The organism is Micromonospora sp. NPDC049801 (assembly GCF_040656575.1).
GTDB lineage: Bacteria > Actinomycetota > Actinomycetes > Mycobacteriales > Micromonosporaceae > Micromonospora.
The window spans coordinates 395,277-421,256 of sequence record NZ_JBFAMS010000001.1; the positions used below are offsets into that span (position 1 = coordinate 395,277).

A 25,980-nucleotide genomic window follows, 5' to 3' on the forward strand; every position below is an offset into this window, starting at 1 on the left:
GGTGTGGCGTGACCGGGAAGCTTGATCTTGATCCGGTGTTGGTGGCGCGGGCGCGGGAGTTGGCGCGGCGGGCCGGTCAGCCGGTGGTCGACCTGGCGCGCAGCCACACGACGGTGTCGGTGGAGCGGGCGGTGTTGCGCCTGGCCGGGGTGACGGGCGCCGACCCGGACGGCATTCCGTGGGTGAACCGGCTGGTCGACGCGGTCGTCGCGGACGTCGGCCTGGGGCACGGGGTGGCGGCGCCGGTGTTCGACGCGCTGGTGCGCGAGGGCAGCACCGACGTGACGTTGCTGGCGCAGAAGGCCGCCGCCGGGTCGGTGCGGTTCGGCGTGCCGTCGGGTCGGGCGGCCACGGCGGCCCGGTCGGCGGCCCGCAGGGCCGTGGGCGCGGGGATTCGGCGTATCGACCGGCGGCGGGTCGAGCGGGACCGGCTCGTCAAGCGGCACGGTGACCCGAAGCAGCGGCCGTGGATCTATCTGATCGTGGCGACCGGGGACATCTACGAGGACATCCCGCAGGCGCAGGCGGCGGCGCGGGCGGGCGCGGACGTGATCGCGGTGATCCGCTCGACGGGGCAGTCGTTGCTGGACTATGTGCCCGAGGGCGCCACCCGGGAGGGGTTCGCCGGCACGTACGCGACGCAGGAGAACTTCCGGCTGATGCGGGCGGCCCTGGACGAGTCGTCGAAGGAGTTGGGCCGCTACGTGCGGCTGACGAACTACGCGTCGGGGCTGTGCATGCCGGAGATGGCGACCCTGGCCGGCCTGGAACGCCTGGACATGATGCTCAACGACTCGATGTACGGGATCCTGTTCCGCGACATCAACCCGGTGCGCACGTTCGTCGACCAGCGGTTCTCCCGGCAGGTCCACGCCCGCGCGGGGATCATCATCAACACCGGTGAGGACAACTACCTGACCACCGCCGATGCGGTCGACGAGGCGCACACGGTGACGGTGTCGCAGTTGCTCAACGAGTTCTTCGCGCACGAGGCGGGCCTGGCGGACTGGCAGTTGGGCCTGGGGCACGCCTTCGAGATCAACCCGGAGGTGCCGGAGTCGTTCCGCCTGGAGTTGGCGCACGCCCTGCTGGCGCGGGAGTTGTTCCCGGACGCGCCGCTGAAGTGGATGCCGCCGACGAAGCACATGACCGGTGATGTGTTCCGGGGCAACCTGCTCGACGGGTTCTTCAACCTGGCGGGGACGCTGACCGGTCAGGGCATCCTGTTGGTGGGGATGATGACCGAGGCGGTGGTGACGCCGTGGTTGTCGGACCGGGACATCGCCCTGCAGAACGTGCGGTACGTCCTCGGCGCGGCCGGCGGGCTGCACGAGGACTTCGTGCCGGCGGCGGGCGGGTTCATCCGTCGCCGCGCCAACCAGGTGCTCGGTGAGGCTCTGGACCTGCTGGAGCGCATCGGGGAGCAGACGCTGCTCACCGCGATCGCCGAGGGCACCTTCGGGATCATGAAGCGGCCCGCGGACCGGGGCAAGGGCCTCGACGGGGTCGCCGCGCACGAGGGCGACTACTACAACCCGGCCACGGAGATCCTGGAGGCGGGTCGTGAGTAAGGGGATCGTTCGGCCCTACGGGGACACCACCGGCGACGGGATGGTGCAGGTGTCGTTCACCCTGCCCGTGCCGCACGACAAGCGGGCCGAGGGCGCGGCGGTGCAGTTGGCCAACAAGATGGGCATCGATCCGGCGATGGTGGTGCACGCCAAACCGATGGGGGACGGGTTCACGTTCTTCGTCGTGTACGGGCGGGTGAACCACCTCGTCGACCTGAACGCGGTGCAGGTGGTGGAGCGGGACTTCGCGCTGCTGTCGGCCAAGGACGTCAACACGGTGGTCAAGCAGCGGCTGCGGCGCAAGCTGTCCGTGGTCGGCGCGTGCATCGGCACCGACGCCCACACGGTGGGCATCGACGCGATCCTCAACGTCAAGGGCATCGCGGGGGAGAAGGGCCTGGAGTACTACCGGGAGTTGAAGGTCACCAACCTGGGCGCGCAGGTCAGTGTCCCGGAGCTGGTGGAGGCCGCAAGGGCGGAGAAGGCCGACGCGGTGCTCGTGTCGCAGGTCGTCACGCAACGCGACGCGCACCTGCACAACACGCGGGAGATGTCGGCGGCGTTCCGGGAGGCCATGCCGGCGGGCAAGCGGCCGCTGCTGATCGTCGGCGGTCCCCGCTTCGACGAGACGATGACCGACGAGTTGGGCGTCGACCGGATCTTCGGTCGGGGCACCACGCCGGGCGAGGTGGCCAGCTATTTGGTGCACGCCCTGATCACGCAACGGAAGGCGAACGCATGACCGACGACGCGCGGCTCGGGTTGACGGTGACGCACCGGCGGTATGTGCCGTACGCGCACGCCCACTACGCCGGCAACCTCGTCGACGGGGCGTACGCCCTGGGGCTGTTCGGTGACGTCGCCACCGAGGTGTGCATCCGCACGGACGGCGACGAGGGCCTGTTCGCCGGGTACTCCGACGTGCGGTTCACCGCGCCGATCCGGGCCGGTGACGTGGTCGAGGTGACGGCGCAGGTGTCGCGGGTGGGCTCCCGCAGCCGCACCCTGGAGTTGAGCTGCGTGGTGGTGTGCCGGGGCCGCCCGGACCGCTCCGAGTCCGCCGCCGAGGTCCTCGACCCGCCGATCGTGGCGGTGACCGCGACCGGCACCGTGGTCGTACCCGCTTCCTCATGACCCTCGCGGTCTGCGCGGACGTCGGCTCCACGTACACCAAGGCGGCCGTGGTGGACCTGGCGGCCGGTGTCCTGGTCGGCGCGGCGGCCGCGCCGACGACGGTGGGCAGTGACGTGCTGCGCGGCCTGGACGCCGCGGTCACGGCGGCCACCGCCGGGCTCGGGCTGCGCGACGTGCCGTGGTACGTCTGCTCGTCGGCCGGCGGTGGGCTGCGGCTGGCCGTTATCGGCTACGAGGCCCTCGTCACCGCGCAGGCGGGCCGGCGGGTCGGGTTGTCCGCGGGCGCGCACGTGGTGCACACCGGCGCCGGGCGGCTCGACGCGGCGGCCCTGGCCGCGTTGCGGGCGGCCCGGCCGGACGTGGTGCTGCTGGTGGGTGGCACCGACGGCGGCGACGCCGACACGATCCGCCACAACGCGACCCGGCTGGGCCGCGCCCGCTGGCGCACGCCCGTCGTCCTGGCCGGCAACGCTGATGTCCGCGCCGAGCTGACCGCGCTGCTGCGGGACGCCGGGGTGCCGGTGAGCGGCGCGGACAACGTGCTGCCGCGCATCGGGGTCCTCACGCCGGCGTCGGCGCGGGCCGCGATCCGGGCGGTGTTCCTGCGGCACGTCATCGGTGGTAAACGACTGTCCCGGGGTACCCGTTTCGCGCGGCTGGTGCGGGCGGCCACGCCGGACGCGGTTCTGACCGGGGTGGAGGTGCTGGCCGACACCATCGGCGGCGACCTGGCCGTCGTCGACGTGGGTGGGGCCACCACCGACGTGTACTCGGTGCTCACCCCCGACGAGCGGGCCAGCGGGCCGGGCCGGGAGGTCGCCGGCAGCCTGTGGCGTGCCCGCACCGTCGAGGGCGATCTCGGCATGCGGTGGAGCGCGCCGGGCGTGGTGCGCGCCGCCGTCGAGGAGCGGCTGCTCACCGACGCCGGCGACCTCACTGCCGCCGCCGACCGGCGGGCGGCCGACCCGGCGTTCCTGGCCGCCGACGATGCCGAGCGGGCGGTGGACGCGCGGATCGCCACCCTGGCGGCGACGGTGGCGCTGCGCCGGCACGCCCGTGGTGTCGCCACCGGCGAGCGGGCCGGGCGGGATCTGCGGGACGTGCGGCTGCTGGTGGGCTCCGGTGGGGTGCTGCGGCACGCGCCGGCCGACGCGTCGGGGCGGGTGCTGGCGGCGGTCCTGGCCGACCACGTGGGCGGGTGGGCGGTGCCGCGCGCCGCCCGCGCCGTGGTGGACGTGGACTACGTGCTGGCCGCCGGTGGGCTGCTCGCCGAGGAGCACCGGACGGCGGCGCAGGCGCTGTTGCGCCACCATCTGTGCCCGCAGTGAGACACACCGATCCGACACGCCGTGGCGCAACACACGACAGGCCGGGGTGGGTTGACAGGAGGCGGGGTGTAGCACGTACCGTCTTTGAGTCCTACCACGGGAAGCGGCTGTTGTTCGCTTCGTCCCTTCGTCCGCTGGCCGAGCGACATGTTTGAGCGTCATCGTCGCGGCGGCCAGGTCCAGCGGGCGGGGGTCGGCGGGGCGGCGCGAACCGGCCGCGATTACCGGTGTACGGGCAGGGTGAGGTGCACGGCCAGTAGACAACGGCCCGGCGGGGGCAGCCAGTCAACCGCCTGGTCGGTCCGAAGGTCGGCGTGCCCCATTCTCGCCCCACCGGCCGGGAAGGGCCTGGGAGCATCGGGGCGCGGCGCAAGCCGCGCCCCGATTTCATGTGCGCGCGACGTCGCCCCCAACCTCCGCGCCGATCTTGCGGTTTCTGTTGTTGAAACGGGCAGGAATGCCCCGTTCGTCGGGACAGAAAGTGCAAGATCGCGGAGCAGGGGTCAGGCGCGGATGGCGGCCGGGTAGCCTTCGGCGGGTGATCGAGGTGAAGCTGCGGTGACGACGCTGGACCGGGACGAGAGTCACGTCCCCACGGCGACCAGGGCGCCGGTCGCCGCGGGTCGGCCGCTGCCGCTGCGCGTGGCCGCGCCGATGGCCGTGGTCGCCGGATTGGCCCTGCTGCTGGCGTTCCCGCCGTACGGGGTGTGGCCGCTCGCGCCCGTCGGGGTGGCCCTGCTGGCCGCCGCCGCCCACCGGCGGCGGTTGCGCGCCGGCGCCGGCCTGGGTTTCCTCACCGGGGTGGCGCTGTTCGCGCCGATGCTGGCCTGGACGAACCTGCACACCGGCTACCTGCCGTGGGTGCTGCTGTCCCTGCTGCAGGCCGGCTACCTGGCGCTGCTCGGCGCCGCCACCGCCTGGGTGTCCCCCCTGGCCGACCGGGGCCCCTGGCAGTGGCCGGCGCTGACCGGGCTGCTGTGGGTGGGGCAGGAGGCGGTGCGCGACCGTACCCCGTTCGGCGGTTTCCCGTGGGGTCGCCTCGCGTTCAGCCAGGACGACTCTCCGCTGCTGCGCCTGGCCGCCCTCGGCGGCGCGCCACTGGTCACCTTCGCCGTGGCCCTCGCCGGTGGCCTGCTCGCCGCCGCCGTCTGGCGGGGCTGGGCGGCCCGCCGCGACGCCCGGCCCGAGTGGTGGCTGGCGGCGGTCGTACCCGCCGCCGTCGCCGTGGCGGTGGGCGCGGTGAGCCTGCTGGTGCCCGTCGCCGCCGAGGGCGGCGGCAAGACCGTGACCGTCGCCATCGTGCAGGGCAACGTGCCGCGCCTCGGGCTGGACTTCAACGCCCAGCGGCAGGCCGTGCTCAACAACCACGTCGACGCCACCATCGAGCTGGCCGCCCGGGTCGTCGCCGGCACCGCGCAACGGCCCGACCTGGTGGTGTGGCCGGAGAACTCCAGCGACATCGACCCGCTGCGCAACCCCACCGCGGGGGCCCGCATCGCCCAGGCCGCCGACGCGATCCGCGCGCCCATCCTGGTCGGCGCGGTGCTGCTCGGGCCCGGCGCCGGGCAGGTCCGCAACGCGGGCATCCTGTGGCGGCCCGGCACCGGGGCCGACATGGCGCAGCTCTACACCAAACGGCATCCGGTGCCGTTCGCCGAGTACGTGCCGTTGCGGAACATCGCGCGCATGGTCAGCGACAAGGTCGACCTGATCCGCACCGACTTCGTGCCCGGCAGCACCCCGGGCGTGGTACGCGCCGGCCCGGCGACGCTCGGCGACGTGATCTGCTTCGAGGTCGCCTACGACGAGGTGGTCCGCGACACGGTCACCGGCGGTGCGCAACTGCTGGTGGTGCAGACCAACAACGCCACCTTCAACGAGGCGGAGGCCCGCCAACAGCTGGCCATGGTGCGGCTGCGGGCCGTCGAGCACGGCCGCCCGGCGCTGATGGCCTCCACGGTCGGCGTGTCCGGGTTCGTCGCCCCCGACGGGCGGGTAAGCGATGCCACCGGGTTCAACACCCGGGAGGTCGTGGTGCGGCAGCTACGGCTCGACAGCGGGCTCACCCTCGCCACCCGCCTCGGCTGGTGGCCGGAGCTGGCCCTGGCCGCTCTGGCGGTGGCCGCCCTGGTCGGCGCGGGTGCGCTGCGGCGCCGCCAGCGGATCGTGCCCGGATAGCAGCAGCCGGTACGCCGGCGGGAGCGGAGGAACCGTGGTCCAGGCGACCGATACGATCCGGCGTCCCGACGAGGTGCCCGGCGTGGGTCGGGTCCTGGTGGTGATCCCCACCTACAACGAGGCCGACAACGTGGCGGCGATCGTGGGGCGGGTCCGCCGGGCCGCCCCCACGGTGAGCATCCTCATCGCCGACGACAACAGCCCCGACGGCACCGGCGCGATCGCCGACGCCCTCGCCGACGGCGACCCGCACGTGCAGGTGTTGCACCGCAGGGGCAAGGAGGGGCTCGGCGCCGCGTACCTGGCCGGGTTCGGGTGGGCGCGCGAGCGCGGCTACCACGCGGTGGTGGAGATGGACGCCGACGGCTCCCACGCCCCGGAGGACCTGCCGGCGCTGCTGGAGGCCGCCCGCGACGCCGATGTGGTGATCGGGTCGCGGTGGACCAGCGGGGCGCGGGTGGTGAACTGGCCGCTGCGGCGGCTGCTGCTGTCGCGCGGCGGCAACCTGTACGCGCGTCTCGCGCTGGGCATGCCCGTCTCGGACGCCACCGGCGGCTACCGGGTGTACCGGACCAGCGCCCTGGACGCCATCGACCTGGCGTCGGTGACCTCGCAGGGGTACTCGTTCCAGGTGGAGCTGTCGCGGCTGGCGCACCGGGCGGGGGTGCGGATCGTGGAGGTGCCGATCACGTTCGCCGAGCGGGAACGCGGGGACAGCAAGATGAGTCCGCGCATCGTCGCCGAGGCGTTGTGGCGGATCACCGCGTGGGGTGTGCAGGACCGGCGGCAGGCCGTACGCCGCAGCCTGAACGGCACCCCCACCGGTCAGGTGCGGTGGCCGTGAGCGCGGCCGTGTCATGCTGGATGCGCGGTTCGTGTCGGGCCGCGGGATGGCGATGAGGTGAGATGCGCCGAGGACTGAGGTTCGTGCCGCTGGCCCTGCTGCTGACGGTGGTGCTGGAGCTGGCGGTGTTCGTCGTCGTGGGCAGGGCGGTGGGGTTCGGCGCGGCGGTGCTGCTGGTGTTCGCCGCGTCCCTGCTGGGGCTGGTGCTGCTGCGCCGCGAGGGAATGCGCGCCTGGCGGGGGTTCCGCACCGCCGCGCAGGCCGGGCAGCCGCCGGGACGGCAGGTGACCGACGGGCTCGTCGGGTTGGCCGGCGCGCTGCTGCTGGCGATACCCGGGCTGGTCAGCGGCCTGGTCGGGTTGTCGCTGATGGTGCCGCCGGTGCGCCGGTTGGCCCGCGTCGGGGTGCAACGCGCCGCCGAACGGCGGGTGTCGTCGATGGTCGCCGGTGACCTGTTCGGGCCGCGTACGGTCCGGGTGCGTCAGGGCGCGCCACAGCCGCCGCCACGTCCGCAGCCGGAGCAGCCGGTGGTCGTCGACGGTGGCCGCGCCATCGAGGGCGAGATCGTCGAGCCGGGCCGCAACTGAATCCACCCACTCACACGACGGCGCCCCCGGGGTTTCCCGGGGGCGCCGTGTCGTGCGGGTGCGGCTCAGGCGCGGCCGCGGCGGGTACGAACCTCCTGGAGCCGCTCGGCGAGGATGTCCTCAAGCTCGGCGATCGAACGCCGCTCCAGCAGCATGTCCCAGTGGGTACGCGGCGGCTTGGCCTTCTTCTGCTCCGGCTCGCTGCCGTCGACGAGTCGGGCGACGCTGCCGTCGAACTTGCACTCCCAGGTCGTCGGGACCTCGGCGTCGACGGCGAACGGCACCTCGAACTGGTGGCCCTTGGCGCAGAGGTACTCGCGGGTCTGACGCGGCGCGAGCTCCGTGTTGCGGTCGGATTCGTAGCTGACCGCGCCCAACCGGCTTCCGCGCAGCATACGCTCGCCCATGATCGACTTCCCCTCGTTCGTGGTGCTGGTCTTCTGGGTGTAACGGCGCGTTCCCGTCGCACCATTCCCGCCCGAGGGCGTGAGGCGTCCACGGGCGGGCCGGAACCAAGGGTAGCCGGCCACGACCGGGACGCCACGGCGGTGGCGTGTCGTGACTGCCACCGGGGATGTTAAGGCGTGCGAGGACTGTGCCACACGCCCTAACCGCCCGAACGCGGTCAAGGTTGCGGCGACGTCGCACCCGGGTCGGAAGCACCCGCCCCGCCGGGTGCGGCCGCGCCGAGGCGGGCCAGCGCCAGCGCCAGGTCGCTGACCTGGTCACCGAGCTGCGCCACCCGCCGCTGGGCCACGTCCCGGTCGGCCTCGGCGGCCTCGAGCCGTACCGTCAGGGCCGTGAGCCGACCCTCGGCGGTGGCCGCGGCCTGCCGGGCGGCGGTCAGCTCGGCGGTGAGCGTGTCGCGCTGCTCGGTCGCGGCGGTCAGCTCCGCGCGGAGCCGGGCGGCCAGCTCGGCGGCGTCCTGCCGGGCGCCGTCGGCCTCGGCGGCGACGGCCTGGGCGCGGTCCCGGGCCCGTTCGGCCTGTTCGCGGGCCCGGGCGGCGTCCGCGGCCGCGGCGCGGGTCCGTGCGGCGTCGGCGCGGGCCTGGTCGATCTGACGGCGTACGTCCTGCGCCTCGGCCTGCCACCGCGCGGCCCGCTCGCCCGCGTCGGCGGCGTCCCGGGTGGCCCGTTCGGCGTCGGCGCGCGCCGCGTCCCGCTCGACGGTCAGGTCGGCCGCGCGCTGCCGTTCGGTGTCGCGCTCGCCCCGCAGGTCACGGACCTCGGCGCGGGCCTGGTCGCGGTCGCGTTCGGCCTGCGCGCGCAGCGCCTCGGCGGCGCTGACGTCGTGGCGGGCCTGGTCCCGGGCGGCCTCGGCCTGTTGGGCGCGCTCGTCGGCCGCGGCGGCGCGGTGCGCGGCGACCTCGGCACGTCGGGTGGCGTCGTCGGCCTCGGCGCGGGCCGTGCGGGCCTGCTCGCGGGCGCGCGCCGCGTCGGCCGACGCGGTCTCGGCGTCGTCGCGGGCCTCGTCGCGTTCGGTCTGCGCGGCCACGATCTCGGTGGCTGCCTCCGCGCGGGCCTGCGCGAGCTGCCGCTGCACACCCACCGGGGACAGCTCGGCGTGCAGCGCCTCGGTCAACGTCTCGACGATCTGGTCGAGGCGGTCCACCGCCTCCCAGGTGCGGGCCACCTGCCCGGGCAGGCCGGGGGCGTTGCGGTGGCGCATCCGACTGTTGCGCGAGGCGCGTTGGCAGGCGCCGTCGTTGTCACGGCAGTAGCGGAACGGCCGGCCAGCGCCGACACGCTGCGCCACCGGCGCTCCACAGTGGGCGCACGGGCGGGTTTCGGTGGGGGTGAGCGGGGCGTCCATCAAGGGCGAAGTCTAGGCCGCGTGTCGGCTGCTCAGGTCGCCGCCCGGGCCGTCGCGTCCAGGGTGTAGCGGCGCTGCAGCAGCAGCGCGGCGAGCATCGCCGCCGCCGGCAGCAGCCCGAAGCCGTAGCGGACCGCCGCGAGCGCCGCGTCCGGCTGCGCCGGTGACTCACCGGCGGTCGACGCCACGAAGCCGCCCGCCGCCAGGCAGAGGGCGTACGCGTAGGGGCCCAGGGCCGCGCCGGTGGCCTCGGTGGCCGTCCACACCCCGGTGTAGGTGCCCGCTCCGGTGGTGGCGCCGGCGGCGTGGATCACGTCGGGCAGCATCGAGAAGGGCAGCAGTTGCATGCCGGCGAACGCCACCCCGAGCACCGCCACCGCGCCGACGAGCACCGGTAGGCCGGCCGGTCTGCCCACCGCCAGCACCAGCGACCCGGCCGCGAACGCGCCCTGCGCGCCGAGCAGCGCCCGCTGCTTGCCGATCCGGCGGGCCAGCACCAGCCAGGCGGGGGTGACCAGCAGCGCCGGAGCGACGAACGCGGCCACCAGCACCGTGGTCAGCGCGGGGGCACGCAACTCGTACTCCGCGTAGTAGGGCACCCCGGCCAGGACCAGGTGGGTGCTGGTGGACATGGCCAGGTAGGCGGCGACCAGCGGACGGAACTGCTCATCGCGCAGGGCGGTGCGCAGCGCCCGCCACCCGCCGTGCCTCGGTGCCGTGCCGCCCGACGCGACGCCGCGCAGCCGGGCGATGCCGGCCACGCCCACCAGCATGGCCACCAGCATCCCGACGGCGAGGACCACGCCCATCCGCTGGTAACCGCCCCGGGTAGCGGCGTCGCCGCCGGTCAGCAGCGGGGCCAGCAGGCCGGAGGCGAGGATGCCGAGGGTCAGCACGACCATCCGGAACGCCATCAGCCGGGTGCGTTCGTCGTAGCCGATGCGCAGGTCGGCGGGGGTGGCCAGGTAGGGGACCTGGTAGGCGGCGAAGAGCAGGTTGCCGGCGACGAAGGCCACCGCCACCCAGCCGGCGGCCGGCGCGCCGGTCAGGCCGCCGGGCACCGCGAACAGCGCGGCGAACGCGACCGGCAGGGCGCAGCCGAGCAGCAGCAGCCGTCGCCGGTCACCCCGGCGGCCCAGTTCGACGTCGGCGCGGTGCCCGACCCACGGGTGCAGCAGCACGTCGGCGATCTTCGGCAGCAGCAGCGCCAGACCGGCCAGCCACGGCCCGACGGCCAGCACGTCGGTGAGGAAGTAGAGCAGCAGCAGGCCGGGAACGGTCACCCAGACACCCATGCCGAGGGAGCCGGCGGCGAACCCGGCGAGGGGGCCGCGGGGCAGCGTCGCGTCGGTGGCGGCCGCGGGCCGCCGGTCGAGCCCGGTCATCGCCGCATCCTCTCCGCAATCCAACAGTTGCTGGATTCTAGGGGCACAATGGCGGCCATGACCACGCCCCGACGCCGTCCGGGTCGACCTCGGCGCGACCAGACCCGACCCACCCGCGAGGTGGTGCTCACCGCCGCGACCGCGCTGTTCGCCGAGCGTGGCTTCGACGCCGTCGGGCTGCGGGAGGTCGCGGCCGCCGCCGGGGTCGACGTCGCCACGGTCGCCCACCACACGGGTACGAAGGCAGCGCTCTACGAGGCGTGTTTCGCGCGGGTGTTCGACGTGGAGCGGCAGGTCCTCACCGCCGCCGCCGAGCGGGCCCGCACGGCCCTCGACGCGGGCCCGGACGCGGCGCGGCGGGCGTTGCACGACCTGGTCGACGTGTTCGTGGACTTCCTGCAGGACCACCCGGAGACCACCGCTCTGTGGCTGCGACGCTGGTTGGAGCCGCAGCGGCACGCCGAGCTGGACCAGCGCTACGCCGAACCGCTCTACCGGCTGGTGGCGGAGCTGCTGACCGCCGCCGCGGCGGCCGGCGCGCTGGCCGAGCCGACCCCGCACATCACCGTACGCAGCCTGGTCTGGGCCACGCACGGACACGTCGTGGCGTTGGCCTCGGGCGTGCCGGCGGCCCGGGAACGCCGCGAGTTCCGGGCGTTCGTGCACCGCTTCCTCACGGCGTTGTACGGACCGACGGGTTGACGGGCCGCCGCCGCCCGACGATTATCCATCGGACGTTGGATAATGCGGGGGAGCGGCGATGCGGGCAGAACCCAGGGTTGCGGTGATCGGCGCCGGCGCGGCCGGACTCGCCACCGTCAAGGCGCTGCGCGACGCCGCCGTCACCGTGGTCTGCTTCGAGGCCACCGACCAGGTCGGCGGCCTCTGGGTGTACGGGGCGCCCGACTCACCCGCGTACCGCACGCTGCACCTGAACACCAGCCGTGGCCGTACCGAGTTCGCCGACCACCCGATGCCCGCCGACTGGCCCGACTACCCGGACCACACGCGGGTCGCCGGCTACCTGGCCGACTACGCCGACCGGTTCGGGCTGCGCGACGCCATCCGCCTGCGGCACACCGTCGAGCGGGTCATCCGCCGACCGGACGGCAGGTGGACGGTCACGGCCAGCGGGCCGGACGGGCCGGTCGAGGTCACCGTCGAGGCCGTGGTCGTCGCCAACGGTCACAACCGGGTGCCCCGGCTGCCCGAGCCGCCGTACCCCGGCACCAGCACCGCCGAGCAGATCCACAGCCACGACTACCGCGGCCCCGAGCAGTTGGCCGGCCGGCGCGTCCTGGTCGTCGGCGGCGGCAACTCGGCGATGGACATCGCGGTGGACGCCTCGTACGCCGCCGAGCGGACGCTGTTGTCGCTGCGCCGGGGCGTCTGGGTGGTGCCCAAGCACCTGCTGGGTCGCCCCTCGGACACCCTCAACGGCGCGCTGGCCCGCCGGCTCCCGTGGCGGCTGCGCCAGCGCATCAGCCAGACCATGCTCGCCGCCGCCGTCGGCAACCCCGCCCGCTACGGGCTACCCGCGCCGACGCACGGCTTCCTGCAGGACCATCCGACGCTCTCGGACGGCCTGCTGTCCCGGCTCGCCCACGGCGATGTCGAGGCCCGCCCCGGTGTGGCCGCCCTCGACGGCGACCGGGTCGAGTTCACCGACGGCCGCGCCGACCAGGTCGACCTGATCGTGTGGTGCACCGGCTACCGGGTGGAGATCGGGTTCCTGCCGGCCGAGCTGCTGGGCGGCGGGGCCGACACCCTGGCGTTGTACCGGCACGTGTTCCACCCTGCGGCCCCCGGCCTGATGTTCGTCGGGCTGATGCAGTCCACCGGATCCGCGTTCCCGCTGGTCGAGGCGCAGGCCAAGCTGGTCGCCGCGCAGCTCGCCGGCCGGTACGCCCTGCCCGACCCCGCGCGGCAGCGGGCCGCCTGCCGGGCCGAGCTGCGAGCGGCGACGGCCCGCTGGGGCCAGCGCCGCCCGGCGATGCGGGTGGACTTCGACGTGTACCTGGCCGAGTTGACCCGGGAGTTGAAGACCGGAGCACGCCGGTGACGGCGCTGACCGGCCGGCGGGTCCTCGTCACCGGCGCGAGCGGCACCTTCGGCCGGCACCTCGGCGTCGCGCTGCGCGCCGGCGGCGCCCGGGTGGTGGGGCTCGACCTGCACGCCCGCGACGACGACGACCTGCCGGTGCTCGGCTGCGACCTGACCGACCCGGTGGCCGTCCCCGCCGCCGTGCGGGAGGCCGTCACCCGGCTCGGAGGGCTCGACCTGCTGATCAACAACGCCGGGGTGGGCGGTCCCGCCCCGGCGGAGCTGGCACCGGACGAGGTGGTCCGCCAGCAGTTGGAGGTCAACCTGCTGGCCGCCTGGCGCACCACCGCCGCCGCGCTGCCGGCCCTGCTCGACACCCGCGGGCGGGTGATCTTCGTGGCCAGCCGGATGGCGGTGCTGCCGCTGCCCCTCGCCGCCGCCTACGGGGTCAGCAAACGCGCCCTCGTCGCGTACGCCGACGCGCTGCGCCACGAGGTGGGCACCCACGTCGGGGTGAGCGTCGTCTACCCCAGCATGGTCGCCTCACCGATCCACGACAGCACCGCCGAGGCCGGGCTGTCGCTGCGCGGAGTGTCCCGCCCCGAGCCCGTCGAGGGTGTCGTCGCGGCGATCCTGCGCGCCGCCACCGCCCGGCGGGCGCCCCGGGACGTGGCGACCACCCGACGCGGCCGGCTGGAGATGGCCGTCGGCCGGCACGCGCCCGCGCTGGCCGACCGGCTGGTCCGCCGTACCCTCGTGGCCCGGCTCGCCGCCGGTGACCTGGACGCCGCGCCGCTGGCCGCCGGGATGGTCCGCCGCCACCGTGGGCGGTGAGGACCGGATCAGGGTACGGCGACAGCCGCCCGGGAACGGTCGGCGGCGATACGGACGGCCAACGCGGCAAGGGCCGTACCGGTCACCCACCGCTGGACGCGCAACCATATCGACCGGCGGGCGAAGAACCCGGCCAGCGTCCCGGCGCTGAGCACGATCATCGCGTTGACGCTCAGCGCGACGGCGATCTGGGTCAGGCCGAGCAGCAGGCTCTGCGCCGCCACCTGTCCCCGCGCCGGCTCGACGAACTGCGGTAGCAGCGACACGTACAGGATGGCGATCTTCGGGTTGAGCAGGTTGGTGACCAGGCCCATGGTGAACAGCCGCCGGGGCCGGTCCGGTGGCAGCGGCGCGGGCGTGAACGGTGACCCACCACCCGGGCGCACCGTGCGCCAGGCCAGCCACAGCAGGTAGCCGGCGCCGGCCAGTTTCACCACCGTGTACAGCGCCGGGACCAGGACGAACACGGCGGCCAGGCCGGCGACCGCCGTGGCCAGGTAGACGCCGAAACCGGCGGCCACCCCGAGCAGCGAGATCAGGCCGGCCCGGCGGCCCTGCGCCACCGACCGGGAGACCAGGTAGACCATGTTCGGGCCGGGCGTGAGCACCAGACCCAACGCCACCAGCGCGATACCCAGCAGCGCACCCGCATCGACCATGACGTCGCCCCCGTTCACCGGCCCCCGACCGACGGTAGGCCGGACGGCGACCGGTGACCCAGAGCCACCTGCGAGGCGGTGGCCTGCCGCACGGGAATGGTCACCGGCCCGACGGCGCTGACCTGTTGCGGCGTGTGTCGCCGGTCGGAGGCGGCGCGTTACGGTGGCCGAAGGAGGTGCCGCAGGGTGACCGAAGCGTGGGACGCGGCCGTGGAGGCGCAGATCCGGGGCGCCGCGCAACGCGGCGAGTTCGACAACCTGCCCGGGATGGGCAAGCCGATCCCCGGGCGCGGGATGCCGTACGACGAGTCGTGGTGGATCAAGAGTTTCCTGGAGCGCGAGAAGCTGCCCAGCGACCTGTTGCTGCCCACCCCGCTGCAACTGCGTCGACGTGTCGAGCAGGTCCCCGACGAGGTCCGCGACCTGCCCACCGAACAGGCCGTGCGGGCCTTCGTGGGGCAGCTCAACGCGCAGATCGTGGCCTGGTTGCGCAACCCCGACGGGCCCCGGGTCGCGGTCCGGCCGGTGAACGCCGACGAGGTGGTCGCCCGCTGGCGTGCCGAACGTGCCCATCGGCACGTGACCGCCGCCGCCACCGAGCCGGCCCCCGTCGCCGCCCCGGCCCGCCGATCCCGCCGCGCTTGGTGGCTGCCCTGGCGTCGCCGGGCCTGACGCCCCGAACAGTCTCGAACAGTCCCGAACACCCGCTTTGGCCCTCGATCCCCGCGCCGCCGCTACGGTCGGCACCGGGCGACCTGACGGCAGGCACGGGGAACGGGGGCGACGTGGGTGAGCGCGCCGCGACGTACGCCGAGGTGTTCGCGGTACGCGAGTACCGCCACCTCTTCGGCGCGTACCTGCTGTCCCTGGCGGGCGACCAGCTCACGGCCGTCACCGTGGCGTACCTCGTCTACCACGGGACCGGATCGGCGGCGCTTGCCGCCGCCGCGTACGCCAGCTCCTATCTGGCCTGGCTCGTCGGCGGACCGCTGCTGTCCGGCCTGGCCGACCGGTATCCCCGCCGCCGTGTCCTGATCGTGTGCGACCTTGCCCGCGCGGCCCTCGTGCCGGTGGCGGCGCTGCCGGCCGTCCCCGCGCCGGCCCTGGTGGCGATGCTCTTCGCGGTCAACCTGATGCGGCCGCCGTTCGTGGCCGCGCGCGCGGCGTTGCTGCCCGACGTGCTCGACGGCGACCGGTACGCGGTGGCCAACGGCGTGGACAACATCTGCGCCCAGGTCGTGCAGGTGCTCGGATTCGCCGTCGGCGGGAGCCTGGTGGCGCTGCTGTCGTTGCGCGGCGCGCTGCTGGTCGACGCCGGAACGTTCCTCGTCTCGGCCCTGCTGATCGCGCGCGGCGTCCGGGCACGTCCGGCGCCCCCGGCGCTGTCGGGTCGGGTCCGCGCCGGCCGCGCGGACGGCCTGCGGGTGCTCGCCGCCGACCCCCGGCTGCGCGCCTACCTGCTCGTCCTCTGGACGGCCAGCGCCTGCACCTACGCCGCCGAAGGGCTGATGGCGCCGCTGGCGCGGCAGTACGACGGCGACGCCGCCACGGTGGGTGTGTTGCTGGCCGCCGCGCCGACGGGCATGGCGCTCGGCGGGGTCGCGCTCACCCGGTTCTGCCCACCGGCGACCCGACCCCGGCTCATCCTGCCCCTGGCCGCGCTGTCCACCGGCGTGCTGACGGCGGCATGGCTCGTTCCGCCGCTGTGGGTGCTGCTCCTGCTGCTGGCGCTGGCCGGGGCCGCGAGCGCCTTCGCCGTCCCGCTGAACGCGCTGTTCGGCCGGGCGGTGCCGGCGGAGTACCGGGGACGCGCGTTCGGGGTCGCCGTCACCGGCCTCAGTGGCCTGCAGGGGACGGCGATGGTGCTCGCGGGTCTGGCCGCCGACCGGTGGCCGGCCACCACGGTCGTCGGGTTCAGCGGACTGTCGGGCGTGCTGGCGGTCCTCGCCCTCGGTCCGCTGTGGAGACGTGCCGCCCGTTTCGCGCCGTTTGAGGGCGGGTCGTACAAACCCGAACGGTCCCGAACGCCGAAAGCCCTACCGCCGAGGTGGGCGGCGGTCGACGCTGAGGTCGTCGGGTGGGCACGGGGCCGCCCCGAAGGGGGGAAGGAGAAGCGCATGCGTGGCGTTCGCGAGCGTGGCATCAGCTGGACCTGAGGAACTACCTGGAACGGCGTCGGCATCCCCGCGGGTGCCGACGGCGTTCAGCAGAGCAGGCGCGGGTGCCGCGCGGGTCGTTGGTCCCTCGACCTGCGCGGCACCCGCCCGACCGGCTGACGGGGTCACTCCACCGCGGCCCGCCACACCCAGGAGGTACGCCGTGCCCGACCCGGCAATTCACCACGGCCGGTCATCCACAGCAGCACGTCGGGCGCGTCGCCGGGCGGGGCGTCCGGGAAGAGCCGCCGCAGCACCAGCGCGCTCAGGCCGTGCGGCGGCTGCCACGGCACGCCGAGGCCGAGGGCGATGTCGTGGGTGTGCAGCACCGTCTCGGCCACCCCCATCGCGGCGAACCCGGCCGGGTCGCAGGGCCCCCAGTGCCAGGCCCGCTCGGTCGGTTCGGCGGCCTCGACGGCGACCGCGAGCAGCCGGGCACAGGCCCGTACCACGTCGAGCACCCGGGCCGGGCTCGCCGTGGGGGAGACCCGCAGGTCGTACGGCAGGTAGCTGTCCTGCGCCAGGCCGGTGACCTGGCCGGCGTACGCGAGCAGGTCGTGCGCGACGTGCGCGGCGGTCGTCCAGCAGCTCCAGGTCAACGTGCCGGCCGGCACCGACCAGTCGCGGTCGAGGTGCGGGCGCAGCACCCGGGTCATCTCGTCGGCCGCCGCCCGTACGTCGGCGCCGGTCATCACGGACGTCCGTAGGTCGATGCGTGCAAGAATCCATCCTCGTGCTCGGGGGGAGGCGGACACCATGTTGCCCAACCTGGTGGTGGACACGACGGTACTGCCGTCGGCGGACCGGTTCGAGTTCTGGTACGCCCTGATCGCCCAGGAGACGGGGCCCGTGCACATCACCAGCGCGCGGCTGGACGACTTCGTCGCGTACGCCCAGGCCATCGACCTCGGCCGGATCCGGTTGGCCTCGCTGCGGTACCCGTCGCTGCTCGCCACCCGGCCCGGCGGGCTGGTCCGTCGAGCCCAGGCGGACATCTACCAGCTCACGCTGCCACTGACGGGTCGTAGCACGCTGGTCCAGATCGCACCGAGACCGCGCTCGTCGCCGCCAGCCACTTCACCCTGCTGGACACGGCCCGTCCGCACATCGCCCGGCACCGGGCGGACAAGCCCGGTCTCGCCACGACGATCACCGTGCAGATCCCCTACGCGGCGCTGCCGTTGCCGCCGGATCGCGTGCGTCGCCTCCTGGCCACGCCGATGTCGTCGGGTTCCGGCGTCGCCGGGCTCCTGGCCCACCACCTGCGCAGCATCGCGGCGCACCCGGAGCAGTACGAGCCGAACCAGGCCGAGATGCTGGGCGGCATGGCGTTGGACCTGCTCGCCGCCACGCTCGCCCAGCGCCTCGACATCGAGGGTGTTCTGTCGCCGGAGACACGGCACGCCGCGTTACGCGCCCGCGTCGTCGCCTTCATCGACCGCCACCTCGACAGCGCCGAACTCAACCCTCGTAGCGTCGCCGCCGCCCACCACATCTCCCTGCGCTCCCTGCACCGCCTGTTCGACGGTGAGGCGACGACACCTGCCGAGCTGATCCGGGCCAAGCGTCTGGAGCGGTGCCGGCGGGACCTGGGTAACCCCCTGCACGCGCGGCAGCCGGTGCACCTCATCGCCGCCCGTTGGGGTTTCCCGGACAAGGCCCACTTCAGCCGCCTCTTTCGCGCCCGCTACGGACGTTCACCGCAGGCGTACCGGGCGGCCCACACGGCAGCGGACCGCTGAGCCGGCAGCCGTTAGGGCCGTCGGTGGTCGGTCGGGTCGTCCGCGTCGAAGTCGCGTACGGCGGTGCGGATCATCTCGCCGTACGGGTCGTCCGGTAGCTGGTCCAGGTGTTCCCGGGCCCGGGCGAGGTGTTCCCGGGCCTGGCCGGCGTTGCCCAGTCGCCGGTGGCAGTCGGCGAGGTTGAGGTACAGCGACGGCAGGAACGCCCGGACCTCGAGCGAGGGCAGGTGCCGCCGGACGCGTTCGTCGGTCAGCTCGGACACCGCCGTCAGGGCGCGTTCGTCCCAGCTCAGCTCCGCGTCGAGGGTGTCCTGAAGGTCGGCGAGATGGTGGGCCACGGTGCAGCGGTGCAGCGCGTCGGCGGTCGGGCCGAGTTCGTCCCACAGCGCGGTGAGCAGTTCGCGGGCCTCGGCGGTGTCGCCGGTCTGGCCGAGCCGCACCGCCTCGATGACGCGGGTCATGGTCGGGTCGAGGGTCATCTGGTCGTTCATGTGGCCGATGGTCAGGCCTCAAGGAGGTCGAGGGTCAAACGGCGAGCGCGCTGGCTATCGTCCGAAATTTCAATGATCGGTATTAATCTTGCACCTGTAAGTCGAATTTCGTAGGCTGCCCGGGTGATCGAGCAACCCCTCGTCGAGGCGACGTTCGGCTCGATCGCGATGTACGTGGCGACGCGCCGGATGACCCGGGCGATGCTGCGGTGAGCGACACAAAAGAGCTGGACGCGATACCGCGCGGCCGGTAGCTTGCAGTCGACCGCGACACCGTCCGAGGAGGTGAGACCCATGACCGCTGGTTCGATGTGGGTGCTCCCCTCGCCGTCACGGTTGGGCGACTGACGTAGCTGTCGCCGGGAGCGCCTTTCACCAAGGCACTCTCGAAAGGCCGCTCCTGTGTCCTCCGTTCACCGTGATCCTGCTTCCTCGCCGAGCCCCGACGCGGATCGTCCGCCGCACCTGTTCGACGTGATCATCGTCGGCTGCGGGCCGACCGGCGCCATGCTTGCCGCCGAACTACGCCTGCACGACGTGCGGGTCCTCGTGCTGGAGAAGGAGATCCAACCTCCGTCGGCCGTTCGCATCGTCGGTCTGCACATCCGCAGCCTCGAGGTGCTGGCGATGCGCGGACTCCTGGACCGCATGCTCGCGCACGGACGGCGACGTCCGGCCGGTGCCTACTTCGCCGCCATCGACAAACCCGCGCCCACCGGGCTGGACTCCCCGTACGCCTACCTGCTGGGCATCCCACAGCCGGTCATCGAACGTCTGCTCGCGGAACACGCGACCGGACTGGGCGCGCAGGTCCGGCGCGGGCGGGCGGTCACCGGTCTCGCGCAGGACGACGAGGGGGTGACCGTCGAGCTGTCCGACGGGGAGCGGTTGCGCAGCCGCTACGTCGTCGGCTGTGACGGCGGGCGCAGCACGGTGCGCAAGCTCCTCGGCGTCGGCTTCCCCGGCGAGCCCACGCGGACCGAGACGCTGATGGGCGAGATGGAAGCGGGTGTCCCGCCGGAGGAGATCGCCGCCACCGTCGCCGCGATCGGCGGAGCCCGGCACCGATTCTGGGTCCGACCCGCGGGTGTCGGGGCCTACAGCGTGGTCGTCCCGGCGGCCGGAGTCAGCGATCGCGCTCAGCCGCCCACCATCGAGGATTTCGCTCAACAACTGCGGGCCGTCGCCGGAACCGACTTCGGCGTGCACTCGCCGCGCTGGATGTCCCGCTTCGGCGACGCCACCCGGCTTGCCGAGCGGTACCGGGTCGGTCGGGTCCTGCTGGCCGGCGACGCCGCCCACATTCATCCGCCCATCGGCGGTCAGGGCCTCAACCTGGGCGTGCAGGACGCGGTCAACCTCGGCTGGAAACTGGCCGCGCAGGTTCAGGGCTGGGCCCCGGACACCCTGTTGGACACCTACCAGGCCGAACGTCGTCCGGTCGCCGCCGACGTGCTGGACAACACCCGCGCCCAGACGCAACTGCTGTCCGACGAACCGGGCGCGCGGGCCGTACGCCGTCTGCTCAGTGAGCTGATGGACTTCGACGAGGTCAACCGCCATCTGCTGGAGAAGATCACCGGAACCGGCCTCCGCTACGACCTGGGCGAGGGCCCGGACCTGCTCGGTCGCCGGCTGCCCGACGTCGACGTGCGACAGGGCAACCTCTACGGGCTGCTGCATCGCGGCCGTGGCCTGCTGGTGGACCGCACCGAGCGACTGACCGTCGGTGGCTGGAAGGACCGGGTCGATCATCTCGCGGACGCCGGGGCGGCGGTGGACGTCCCGTGCCTCCTGCTGCGTCCCGACGGCTATGTCGCCTGGATCGGCGACGAGCAGCGGAACCTCGACGACCATCTCGCCCGGTGGTTCGGCATGCCGTGAGTACGAGCGACGCTCAGGCCCTTACTCAAGTTGACGCTTTATAAATCTTCTGCTTAAATAAGGGCCATGAGCGTGACCCTCGACGACCAGCAGCTTGATGCGCTGTTCACCGCACTGAGCGATCGGACCAGGCGCGACATCGTGGCTCGGCTGACCACGGGCCAGGCGACGGTCAAGGAGCTGGCCGAGCCGTACGCCATGAGCATGCAGGCCGTGTCGCAGCACATCCGGGTGCTCGAGCGGGCCGGCCTGATCAGTCAGGGGCGGCACCGGCAGAGCCGGCCGTGTCGCCTCGAACCCGCGGCGCTGGACGCCGCGCTGTCCTGGATCGAGCAGAGCCGCCAGGCCTGGGCGGATCGCCTGGACCGCCTGGAGACACACCTCGCCCACCTGCAGGAAGGCTGAAATCCGTGGGTGACGACGAACTCGTCTACCGGCGGGTCTTCCGCGCGCCGCGCGAACTTGTGTGGCGGTGCCTCACCGAGCCCGACGAACTCGCGCAGTTCTGGGGACCGCGCGGCATGGTGACACCGGTCGAGGGCATCGTCGTCGACCTCCGGCCCGGGGGTCGGTTCGAGACCCTGATGATCGGAGACCAGGGCAGCTACCGGATGGTCGCCACGTTCACCGAGATCGTTGTGCCTGAGCTGCTCGCCTGGGTCGAGCCGGCGACCCGGATGCACACGACCAGCACGTTTCACGATCTCGGCGACGGCGGAACCGCGGTCGTCATCCACCAGCGGCACGTGCCCGAGGCGATGCGTACGCCCGATGCTCGCGCTGGTTTCGCCACCTCGCTCGACAAGCTCGCGGAGCGCCTCGCCCACCTCACCCGGAAGGATCAACCATGACTGACCCGCAGCCGTGGGTCGCATCGACCTACCGAGGGCTCGCCGACCTTCTCGCCACCTCGGCCATCGACATCTGGGATGCGCCCTCGTTGTGCGAGAAGTGGCTGGTGCGGCACGTCGTCGCGCACGTCACGATGCCGGTGCGGCTGACCCCCGCACAGTTCGCGGCCGAAATGGCCGCAGCCCGCGGTGACTTCACGGTGCTCTCCGACACCGTGGCCACGCGCGACGCCGAGCTGCCCCGCACCGACCTTCTCGATCAGCTCCGATCGCCGAGCCTGCACGCCTGGCAGCCGCCGGGCGGTGGCGCCGCCGGCGCGCTGAGTCACGCCGTCATCCACTCCCTGGACGTGACGCTCGCCCTCGGCCGGCCCGATGTCGCACCGGCGGACGCGGTCGGCACCGTCCTGGGCAATCTAGGTGACGCCAACGGCGCCATCTTCGGAATCGACCTGGCCGGTGTCCGACTCGAGGCGACCGACACGGACCGGCGCTGGGGGAGCGGTGAGGTCGTCCGTGGTGACAGCGGTTCTCTGGTGGCGCTGCTGAGCGGTCGAACGCTGCCCGACGGCCGGAGCCTGCCCCGCGGCTGACGCCGCGATATCGAACCATGACCGACCGCGAAGTTGTGTGTCGTGTCCGGGTAATTACGCAGGTGGCGACGGCGCTCCATGATGGTGCCAGGATGTCGATCTGGACGTTCGGTGCGTCGATCGGCTTCGGTTCTCGGGTTCGAGACGGTGACGCCAACTCGGTCGCCACCGAACGCGAGTGCGCCTACCACCGGCGAGGAGAGACGTGACCCCGGACATTCAGGCGGTGCTGGCCATCGGCGCCACGACACTGGTGACCGCCGCCGCTACGGACGTGTGGAACGGGTTGGCTCGCCCGGGGTTCATCCGGCTGTTCGGACGCGGTCGCGCCGACCAGGAGGCGAAGGCCGCGCGTCGGCTCGATGCGCTGGCGGCCACCGTGGAGCAGGCACCGGCGGACAAGCAGGTCGAGGTCCGGGCCCAGCAGCAGCCGCAATGGCTGACCCGGTTGCAGGATCTCGCCGAAGACGACCCGGCCGTCATCGATGACCTGCGGGCCCTTGTCACCGAGGTCACCGCCCGGCTACCCGCCGAGCAGAAGGTGCAGATCCAGAACATCGTGGCCCGGGACCACGGCGTCGCGTTCGGCGTCCAGAACGGCAACATCATCTACCACGAGGCGTCACCGTCGACGGAAGCGTGAGCGGGAGTCGATGGATCGCATGGCCACGGCAGAGGAACCACACCCCTCCTTCCAGCAGGTCACGTCGGTCGCTGGGTTCGCCTACGGCGTGATCAACGCCGACATCCACGTCTTCGCCAACGGCGAACCGCTCTACCTGCTGGCCAACTGGCAACCCGAACCGGACGCCGACGTGGACTGGCTGCGGCAGATGCCCAGCCGCATGCTCAACGCCCGACGCGCCGTGGTGCCGTTCACCGGCCGCGATCAGGAACTCGCCGACCTGCGGCAGTGGCGCGACAGCGGACCGCCGCGGCTGAGCGTGCGCTGGCTGCACGGGCCCGGCGGGCAGGGCAAGACCCGTCTCGCCGCCCAACTCGCGGCCGAGTCGCTCAGCGCCGGCTGGAAAGTGGTTGCCGCGTTCCACGGTCCCGACGCCGACCGGCCCGAGCCCGGCAGCCACGACCTCGCCCTGACCGGGACCGCCGGGCTTCTTCTCGTGGTTGACTACGCCGACCGGTGGCTGTTGAGCAACCTCACCTGGCTACTCAAGAACACCCTGCTTCACCAGGTCGGCGTCCCCACCCGAATTCTCATGATCGGCCGCAGCCTGGACACGTGGCCGGCGATCAGCGCCATCCTCGACAACTATCGGGGCCACACGAGCGCCCAGCGGCTCCCCGACCTGCCCACCGATCACGCCCGGCCCACCATGTTCACCGCGGCCCGCGACCGGTTCGCCGCCATTTACCGGCATCCCCGCCCTTCCACGATCCTGCCCTCGGTCCCGCTCGACAGTCCCGAGTTCGGGCTCACCCTCGCCGTACACATGGCCGCCCTGGTCGCCGTCGACGCCGCTGTCAGCGGCGAGCGGCCTCCCGAAGGCATGGACGCCCTGACCCGGTACCTGCTCAATCGGGAACAACTGCACTGGCGACGGCTCTACCACGACGGCCTCACGGGAACCGGGAGCGGCTATCGGACCCCCGGCGACGTGATGAACCACGCCGTTTTCACCGCTGCCCTCACCGGCGCGCTCGACCGCACCGCCGGCGCCGAGCTTCTCGAACAGCTCGGTGTCGGGCCAGATGTCGAACAGATCCTCCGCGACCACACGGTCTGCTATCCACCTGCCGAACCCAACCAGCCAACCGTCCTGGAACCCCTCTATCCGGACCGGCTCACCGAGGACTTCCTCGCACTCACCCTGCCGGGACACCACACCGACTACCCCGCGCAGGACTGGGCACCCCGCACCGCAACCGCTCTCCTGACCGCCCGCTCCCAGGACGACTCGACAAGCTCGGTGCTCTCCCGATCGATCATGTTCCTCGCCGCGGCCGCTGACCGCTGGCCCCACGTGGGCAGCACTCTCCTCTACCCGCTATTGCGCACACATCCCGATCTCGCGATCAGAGCGGGCGGCACCGCGTTGACCGCTCTCGCCACCAGCCGATCCGTGAGCATCGAGGTGCTGGAGAGCATCGAACCTCTGCTACCGATCGAGAGGCACATAAACTATGACATCGCCGCGGCCGCCGTGACGAGCGTGCTGACCGCACACCGCCTCGCCCACACCACTGATCCCGCCGAACAAGCTGTTCTGCAGTCCAAACAGGTCTTCCGCCTTGCCCGTGTCGGCCGCCAGGAGGAGGCTCTGGCCGTGGCCGAGGAGGCCGTGGCCACCTGGCGGCGGTTGGCCGCGGCAGACCCGGACGCCCACCAAGAAAACCTCGCCACCTCGTTGAGCGACCTCGGCCTTCGTCTGTCCGAGCTGGGTCGCGGCGAGCAGGCCGTGGCTCCGGTCCAGGAGGCTGTCGCCGTCTTCCGTCGGCTGGCCGCGGCAGACCCGGGCGACTACCTACCCTTTCTTGCCACGTCGCTGAACACTGTCGCTGCGGTTCTAGCCCGGCTGGGCCGCCTGGCGGAGGCTCTGGCCGTGGCCGAGGAGGCCGTGGCCACCTGGCGGCGGCTGGCCGAGGCGAACCCGGACGCCTACCTATCCGACCTCGCCAACTCGTTGAACAACCTCGGCGCCTGCCTGTCCGAGCTGGGTCGCTCCGGGCAGGCCCTGGCCCCAGCCAAGGAAGCCGTGGCCATCCTGGGGCGGCTGGCCGAGAAGAAACGCGGCTTCTACGTGTCCGACTTCGCCCTGTCGTTGAACAACCTCGGCAACTGCCTGTCCGCGCTGGGCCGCCGTGAGCAGGCGCTGGCCGCGACTCAGTCGGCCGCCGGCACCTACCGGGTACTGGCCGAGGCGAATCCGGACTCCTACCTACCCGACCTCGCCCTGTCGCTGAACAACCTCGGCCTCCGCCTGTCCGCGCTGGGTCGCCCTGAGCAGGCCCTGGCCCCGGCCGAGGAAGCCGTGGCCATCCGGCGGCGGCTGGCCGAGACGAACCCGAACGTCCACCTTCCCCACCTCGCCGACTCGTTGAACAACCTCGGCGCCTACCTGTTCGAGCTGGGCCGCCCTGAGCAGGCCCTGGCCCCGACCGAGGAAGCCGTGGCCATCGGACGGCGGTTGGCTGAGACGAACCCGGACGTCCACCTTCCCGACCTCGCCGACTCGTTGACCAACCTCGGGGCCCACCTGTCCGCGCTGGGCCGCCCTGAGCAGGCCCTGGCCCCGACCGAGGAAGCCGTGGCCATCGGACGGCGGCTGGCCGAGACGAATCCGGACGCCTACCGACCCCACCTCGCGGCGTCGTTGACCAACCTCGGCACCTGTCTGTCCGCGCTGGGCCGCCCTGAGCAGGCGTTGGCTGCTGCTGAGGCCGCCGCCGTCATTCACCGGCGGCTGGCCGAGGTAAATCCGGACGTCTACCTAGCCGACCTCGCCACCTCGTTGACCAGCGTCGGCAGCATCCTGTTCGCGCTGGGCCGCCGCGAACGGGCCATCGCCCCGGCCGAGGAAATCGTGGCCGTCCGGCGGCAACTGGCCGAGACGAACCGGGACACCCACCTACCCGACCTCGCCATGTCGTTGTGGACATACGCCACGGTGTGCGCAGACGCGAAGCAGAACCTGCCCGAAGCCTTGAAGGCGATCACCGAGGCGACTCAGCTCTACGGATCGTTGGCCAAACGTATGCCGCAGAAGTTCGCAGGCCAAGCACTCTCCGCGTACCGGACTCTGGCCGATGTGCTGGAAGGAGTCGGCCGCAGGGACGAAGCGAACGGTCTTCGGCAGCAGCTCGACAGGATTACGATCAGAACCAAGGATTGAGCCTTCAGGGATGGCCACGGTCCCACCACCTGCGCC

Annotated in this window: 25 protein-coding genes; 19 read left to right on the forward strand and 6 right to left on the reverse strand. The window is 73.0% G+C overall.

Features of this window, described 5'->3' with window-relative positions; genetic code table 11:
* The first annotated feature begins 8 nt into the window (after positions 1 to 8).
* The 7 genes from AB0I89_RS01825 (at position 9) to AB0I89_RS01855 (ending at position 7,642) form a co-directional block, all read left to right on the forward strand.
* Positions 9 to 1,571 carry a lysine 5,6-aminomutase subunit alpha gene (locus AB0I89_RS01825; protein ID WP_357118528.1) on the forward strand — a complete coding sequence of 521 codons (1,563 nt, stop codon included), beginning with the start codon at positions 9 to 11 and terminating at the stop codon, positions 1,569 to 1,571.
* On the forward strand, positions 1,564 to 2,313 hold the full coding sequence (locus AB0I89_RS01830; protein WP_357118532.1) for an OAM dimerization domain-containing protein: 750 nt from the start codon (positions 1,564 to 1,566) through the stop codon (positions 2,311 to 2,313). The genes AB0I89_RS01825 and AB0I89_RS01830 overlap by 8 nt, the downstream gene beginning before the upstream one ends.
* The gene (locus AB0I89_RS01835; protein ID WP_357118535.1) at positions 2,310 to 2,705 is read left to right on the forward strand and encodes a hotdog domain-containing protein; all 396 of its coding nucleotides are present in this window, start codon (positions 2,310 to 2,312) and stop codon (positions 2,703 to 2,705) included. The genes AB0I89_RS01830 and AB0I89_RS01835 overlap by 4 nt, the downstream gene beginning before the upstream one ends.
* Complete coding sequence (locus tag AB0I89_RS01840) at positions 2,702 to 4,033, forward strand: glutamate mutase L (protein ID WP_357118538.1); 1,332 nt, start codon at positions 2,702 to 2,704, stop codon at positions 4,031 to 4,033. The genes AB0I89_RS01835 and AB0I89_RS01840 overlap by 4 nt, the downstream gene beginning before the upstream one ends.
* 558 nt (positions 4,034 to 4,591) lie before the next feature.
* The gene (lnt, locus tag AB0I89_RS01845) at positions 4,592 to 6,211 is read left to right on the forward strand and encodes an apolipoprotein N-acyltransferase (RefSeq protein WP_357118542.1); all 1,620 of its coding nucleotides are present in this window, start codon (positions 4,592 to 4,594) and stop codon (positions 6,209 to 6,211) included.
* 34 nt (positions 6,212 to 6,245) lie between these two features.
* Positions 6,246 to 7,055, forward strand: coding sequence for a polyprenol monophosphomannose synthase (locus AB0I89_RS01850; protein WP_357118545.1), 810 nt, complete (start codon positions 6,246 to 6,248; stop codon positions 7,053 to 7,055).
* 62 nt (positions 7,056 to 7,117) lie between these two features.
* Entirely contained in the window at positions 7,118 to 7,642 is a 525-nt protein-coding gene (locus AB0I89_RS01855) for an FxsA family protein (protein WP_357118548.1), read from the forward strand.
* 65 nt (positions 7,643 to 7,707) lie between these two features.
* Here AB0I89_RS01855 and AB0I89_RS01860 read toward each other — a convergent pair whose 3' ends face one another.
* The 3 genes from AB0I89_RS01860 to AB0I89_RS01870 all read right to left on the reverse strand — a co-directional run bounded on the left by AB0I89_RS01860 (position 7,708) and on the right by AB0I89_RS01870 (position 10,840).
* On the reverse strand, positions 7,708 to 8,049 hold the full coding sequence (locus AB0I89_RS01860) for an RNA polymerase-binding protein RbpA (RefSeq protein WP_046564157.1): 342 nt from the start codon (positions 8,047 to 8,049) through the stop codon (positions 7,708 to 7,710).
* 218 nt (positions 8,050 to 8,267) lie between these two features.
* Complete coding sequence (locus AB0I89_RS01865) at positions 8,268 to 9,455, reverse strand: hypothetical protein (RefSeq protein WP_357119432.1); 1,188 nt, start codon at positions 9,453 to 9,455, stop codon at positions 8,268 to 8,270.
* Positions 9,456 to 9,487: 32 nt separating this feature from the next.
* A complete protein-coding gene (locus tag AB0I89_RS01870) occupies positions 9,488 to 10,840 on the reverse strand; it encodes an MFS transporter (RefSeq protein WP_357118552.1) in 1,353 nt (450 codons plus the stop codon).
* A 57-nt stretch (positions 10,841 to 10,897) separates the two neighbouring features.
* Between AB0I89_RS01870 and AB0I89_RS01875 the strand changes: the two genes are divergently transcribed.
* From AB0I89_RS01875 to AB0I89_RS01885, 3 genes are read left to right on the forward strand one after another with little or no spacing between them, the layout of a single operon-like run.
* Positions 10,898 to 11,542: a TetR/AcrR family transcriptional regulator gene (locus tag AB0I89_RS01875; protein ID WP_357118555.1), complete on the forward strand. Its 645-nt coding sequence runs from the start codon at positions 10,898 to 10,900 to the stop codon at positions 11,540 to 11,542.
* A 58-nt stretch (positions 11,543 to 11,600) separates the two neighbouring features.
* Entirely contained in the window at positions 11,601 to 12,902 is a 1,302-nt protein-coding gene (locus AB0I89_RS01880) for an NAD(P)-binding domain-containing protein (protein ID WP_357118558.1), read from the forward strand.
* On the forward strand, positions 12,899 to 13,717 hold the full coding sequence (locus AB0I89_RS01885) for an SDR family NAD(P)-dependent oxidoreductase (protein ID WP_357118561.1): 819 nt from the start codon (positions 12,899 to 12,901) through the stop codon (positions 13,715 to 13,717). Before AB0I89_RS01880 ends, AB0I89_RS01885 begins: the two co-directional genes overlap by 4 nt.
* Positions 13,718 to 13,725: 8 nt before the next feature.
* On the opposite strand, the gene AB0I89_RS01890 is transcribed toward AB0I89_RS01885, so the two are convergent.
* Entirely contained in the window at positions 13,726 to 14,376 is a 651-nt protein-coding gene (locus AB0I89_RS01890; RefSeq protein ID WP_357119435.1) for a LysE family translocator, read from the reverse strand.
* A gap of 186 nt (positions 14,377 to 14,562) precedes the next feature.
* Here AB0I89_RS01890 and AB0I89_RS01895 point away from each other — a divergent pair, with 186 nt between their 5' ends.
* Together AB0I89_RS01895 and AB0I89_RS01900 are read left to right on the forward strand one after the other, a co-directional pair.
* Entirely contained in the window at positions 14,563 to 15,048 is a 486-nt protein-coding gene (locus AB0I89_RS01895) for a DUF1992 domain-containing protein (RefSeq protein WP_357118564.1), read from the forward strand.
* 113 nt (positions 15,049 to 15,161) lie between these two features.
* Positions 15,162 to 16,532, forward strand: coding sequence for an MFS transporter (locus tag AB0I89_RS01900; protein ID WP_357118568.1), 1,371 nt, complete (start codon positions 15,162 to 15,164; stop codon positions 16,530 to 16,532).
* Between the two features lie 125 nt (positions 16,533 to 16,657).
* Here the strand turns inward: AB0I89_RS01900 and AB0I89_RS01905 are convergent, their stop codons facing one another.
* Positions 16,658 to 17,527 (reverse strand): maleylpyruvate isomerase N-terminal domain-containing protein, encoded by an 870-nt coding sequence (locus AB0I89_RS01905; protein ID WP_357118571.1) that lies wholly within the window; start codon positions 17,525 to 17,527, stop codon positions 16,658 to 16,660.
* Between the two features lie 159 nt (positions 17,528 to 17,686).
* Here AB0I89_RS01905 and AB0I89_RS01910 point away from each other — a divergent pair, with 159 nt between their 5' ends.
* A complete protein-coding gene (locus AB0I89_RS01910; RefSeq protein WP_357118574.1) occupies positions 17,687 to 18,274 on the forward strand; it encodes a helix-turn-helix domain-containing protein in 588 nt (195 codons plus the stop codon).
* 11 nt (positions 18,275 to 18,285) lie between these two features.
* Here AB0I89_RS01910 and AB0I89_RS01915 read toward each other — a convergent pair whose 3' ends face one another.
* Positions 18,286 to 18,765 carry a hypothetical protein gene (locus tag AB0I89_RS01915; RefSeq protein WP_357118577.1) on the reverse strand — a complete coding sequence of 160 codons (480 nt, stop codon included), beginning with the start codon at positions 18,763 to 18,765 and terminating at the stop codon, positions 18,286 to 18,288.
* A gap of 465 nt (positions 18,766 to 19,230) precedes the next feature.
* Here AB0I89_RS01915 and AB0I89_RS01920 point away from each other — a divergent pair, with 465 nt between their 5' ends.
* From AB0I89_RS01920 to AB0I89_RS01945, 6 genes are all read left to right on the forward strand, one after another.
* Complete coding sequence (locus tag AB0I89_RS01920; protein WP_357119438.1) at positions 19,231 to 20,649, forward strand: FAD-dependent monooxygenase; 1,419 nt, start codon at positions 19,231 to 19,233, stop codon at positions 20,647 to 20,649.
* 66 nt (positions 20,650 to 20,715) lie between these two features.
* Positions 20,716 to 21,054, forward strand: a complete 339-nt coding sequence (locus tag AB0I89_RS01925) for a metalloregulator ArsR/SmtB family transcription factor (protein ID WP_357118580.1) — start codon at positions 20,716 to 20,718, stop codon at positions 21,052 to 21,054.
* Positions 21,055 to 21,059: 5 nt separating this feature from the next.
* On the forward strand, positions 21,060 to 21,500 hold the full coding sequence (locus tag AB0I89_RS01930; RefSeq protein ID WP_357118584.1) for an SRPBCC domain-containing protein: 441 nt from the start codon (positions 21,060 to 21,062) through the stop codon (positions 21,498 to 21,500).
* Entirely contained in the window at positions 21,497 to 22,093 is a 597-nt protein-coding gene (locus tag AB0I89_RS01935; RefSeq protein WP_357118587.1) for a maleylpyruvate isomerase family mycothiol-dependent enzyme, read from the forward strand. Before AB0I89_RS01930 ends, AB0I89_RS01935 begins: the two co-directional genes overlap by 4 nt.
* Positions 22,094 to 22,298: 205 nt before the next feature.
* Positions 22,299 to 22,736, forward strand: a complete 438-nt coding sequence (locus AB0I89_RS01940; protein WP_357118590.1) for a hypothetical protein — start codon at positions 22,299 to 22,301, stop codon at positions 22,734 to 22,736.
* 19 nt (positions 22,737 to 22,755) lie between these two features.
* Positions 22,756 to 25,944 carry a tetratricopeptide repeat protein gene (locus tag AB0I89_RS01945; RefSeq protein WP_357118593.1) on the forward strand — a complete coding sequence of 1,063 codons (3,189 nt, stop codon included), beginning with the start codon at positions 22,756 to 22,758 and terminating at the stop codon, positions 25,942 to 25,944.
* The last annotated feature ends 36 nt before the right edge of the window (positions 25,945 to 25,980 follow it).

What these genes read in the sequence shown, in the direction of transcription:
- AB0I89_RS01835 (WP_357118535.1), top strand. Translation starts at nt 2,310, where the DNA reads ATGACCGACGACGCGCGGCTCGGGTTGACGGTGACGCACCGGCGGTAT.
- AB0I89_RS01855 (WP_357118548.1), top strand. Translation starts at nt 7,118, where the DNA reads ATGCGCCGAGGACTGAGGTTCGTGCCGCTGGCCCTGCTGCTGACGGTG.
- AB0I89_RS01860 (WP_046564157.1), bottom strand. Translation starts at nt 8,049, where the DNA reads ATGGGCGAGCGTATGCTGCGCGGAAGCCGGTTGGGCGCGGTCAGCTAC.
- AB0I89_RS01905 (WP_357118571.1), bottom strand. Translation starts at nt 17,527, where the DNA reads ATGTCCGCCTGGGCTCGACGGACCAGCCCGCCGGGCCGGGTGGCGAGC.
- AB0I89_RS01890 (WP_357119435.1), bottom strand. Translation starts at nt 14,376, where the DNA reads ATGGTCGATGCGGGTGCGCTGCTGGGTATCGCGCTGGTGGCGTTGGGT.
- AB0I89_RS01865 (WP_357119432.1), bottom strand. Translation starts at nt 9,455, where the DNA reads ATGGACGCCCCGCTCACCCCCACCGAAACCCGCCCGTGCGCCCACTGT.
- AB0I89_RS01880 (WP_357118558.1), top strand. Translation starts at nt 11,601, where the DNA reads ATGCGGGCAGAACCCAGGGTTGCGGTGATCGGCGCCGGCGCGGCCGGA.
- AB0I89_RS01915 (WP_357118577.1), bottom strand. Translation starts at nt 18,765, where the DNA reads ATGAACGACCAGATGACCCTCGACCCGACCATGACCCGCGTCATCGAG.
- AB0I89_RS01935 (WP_357118587.1), top strand. Translation starts at nt 21,497, where the DNA reads ATGACTGACCCGCAGCCGTGGGTCGCATCGACCTACCGAGGGCTCGCC.
- AB0I89_RS01875 (WP_357118555.1), top strand. Translation starts at nt 10,898, where the DNA reads ATGACCACGCCCCGACGCCGTCCGGGTCGACCTCGGCGCGACCAGACC.
- AB0I89_RS01870 (WP_357118552.1), bottom strand. Translation starts at nt 10,840, where the DNA reads ATGACCGGGCTCGACCGGCGGCCCGCGGCCGCCACCGACGCGACGCTG.
- AB0I89_RS01945 (WP_357118593.1), top strand. Translation starts at nt 22,756, where the DNA reads ATGGCCACGGCAGAGGAACCACACCCCTCCTTCCAGCAGGTCACGTCG.
- AB0I89_RS01840 (WP_357118538.1), top strand. Translation starts at nt 2,702, where the DNA reads ATGACCCTCGCGGTCTGCGCGGACGTCGGCTCCACGTACACCAAGGCG.
- AB0I89_RS01925 (WP_357118580.1), top strand. Translation starts at nt 20,716, where the DNA reads ATGAGCGTGACCCTCGACGACCAGCAGCTTGATGCGCTGTTCACCGCA.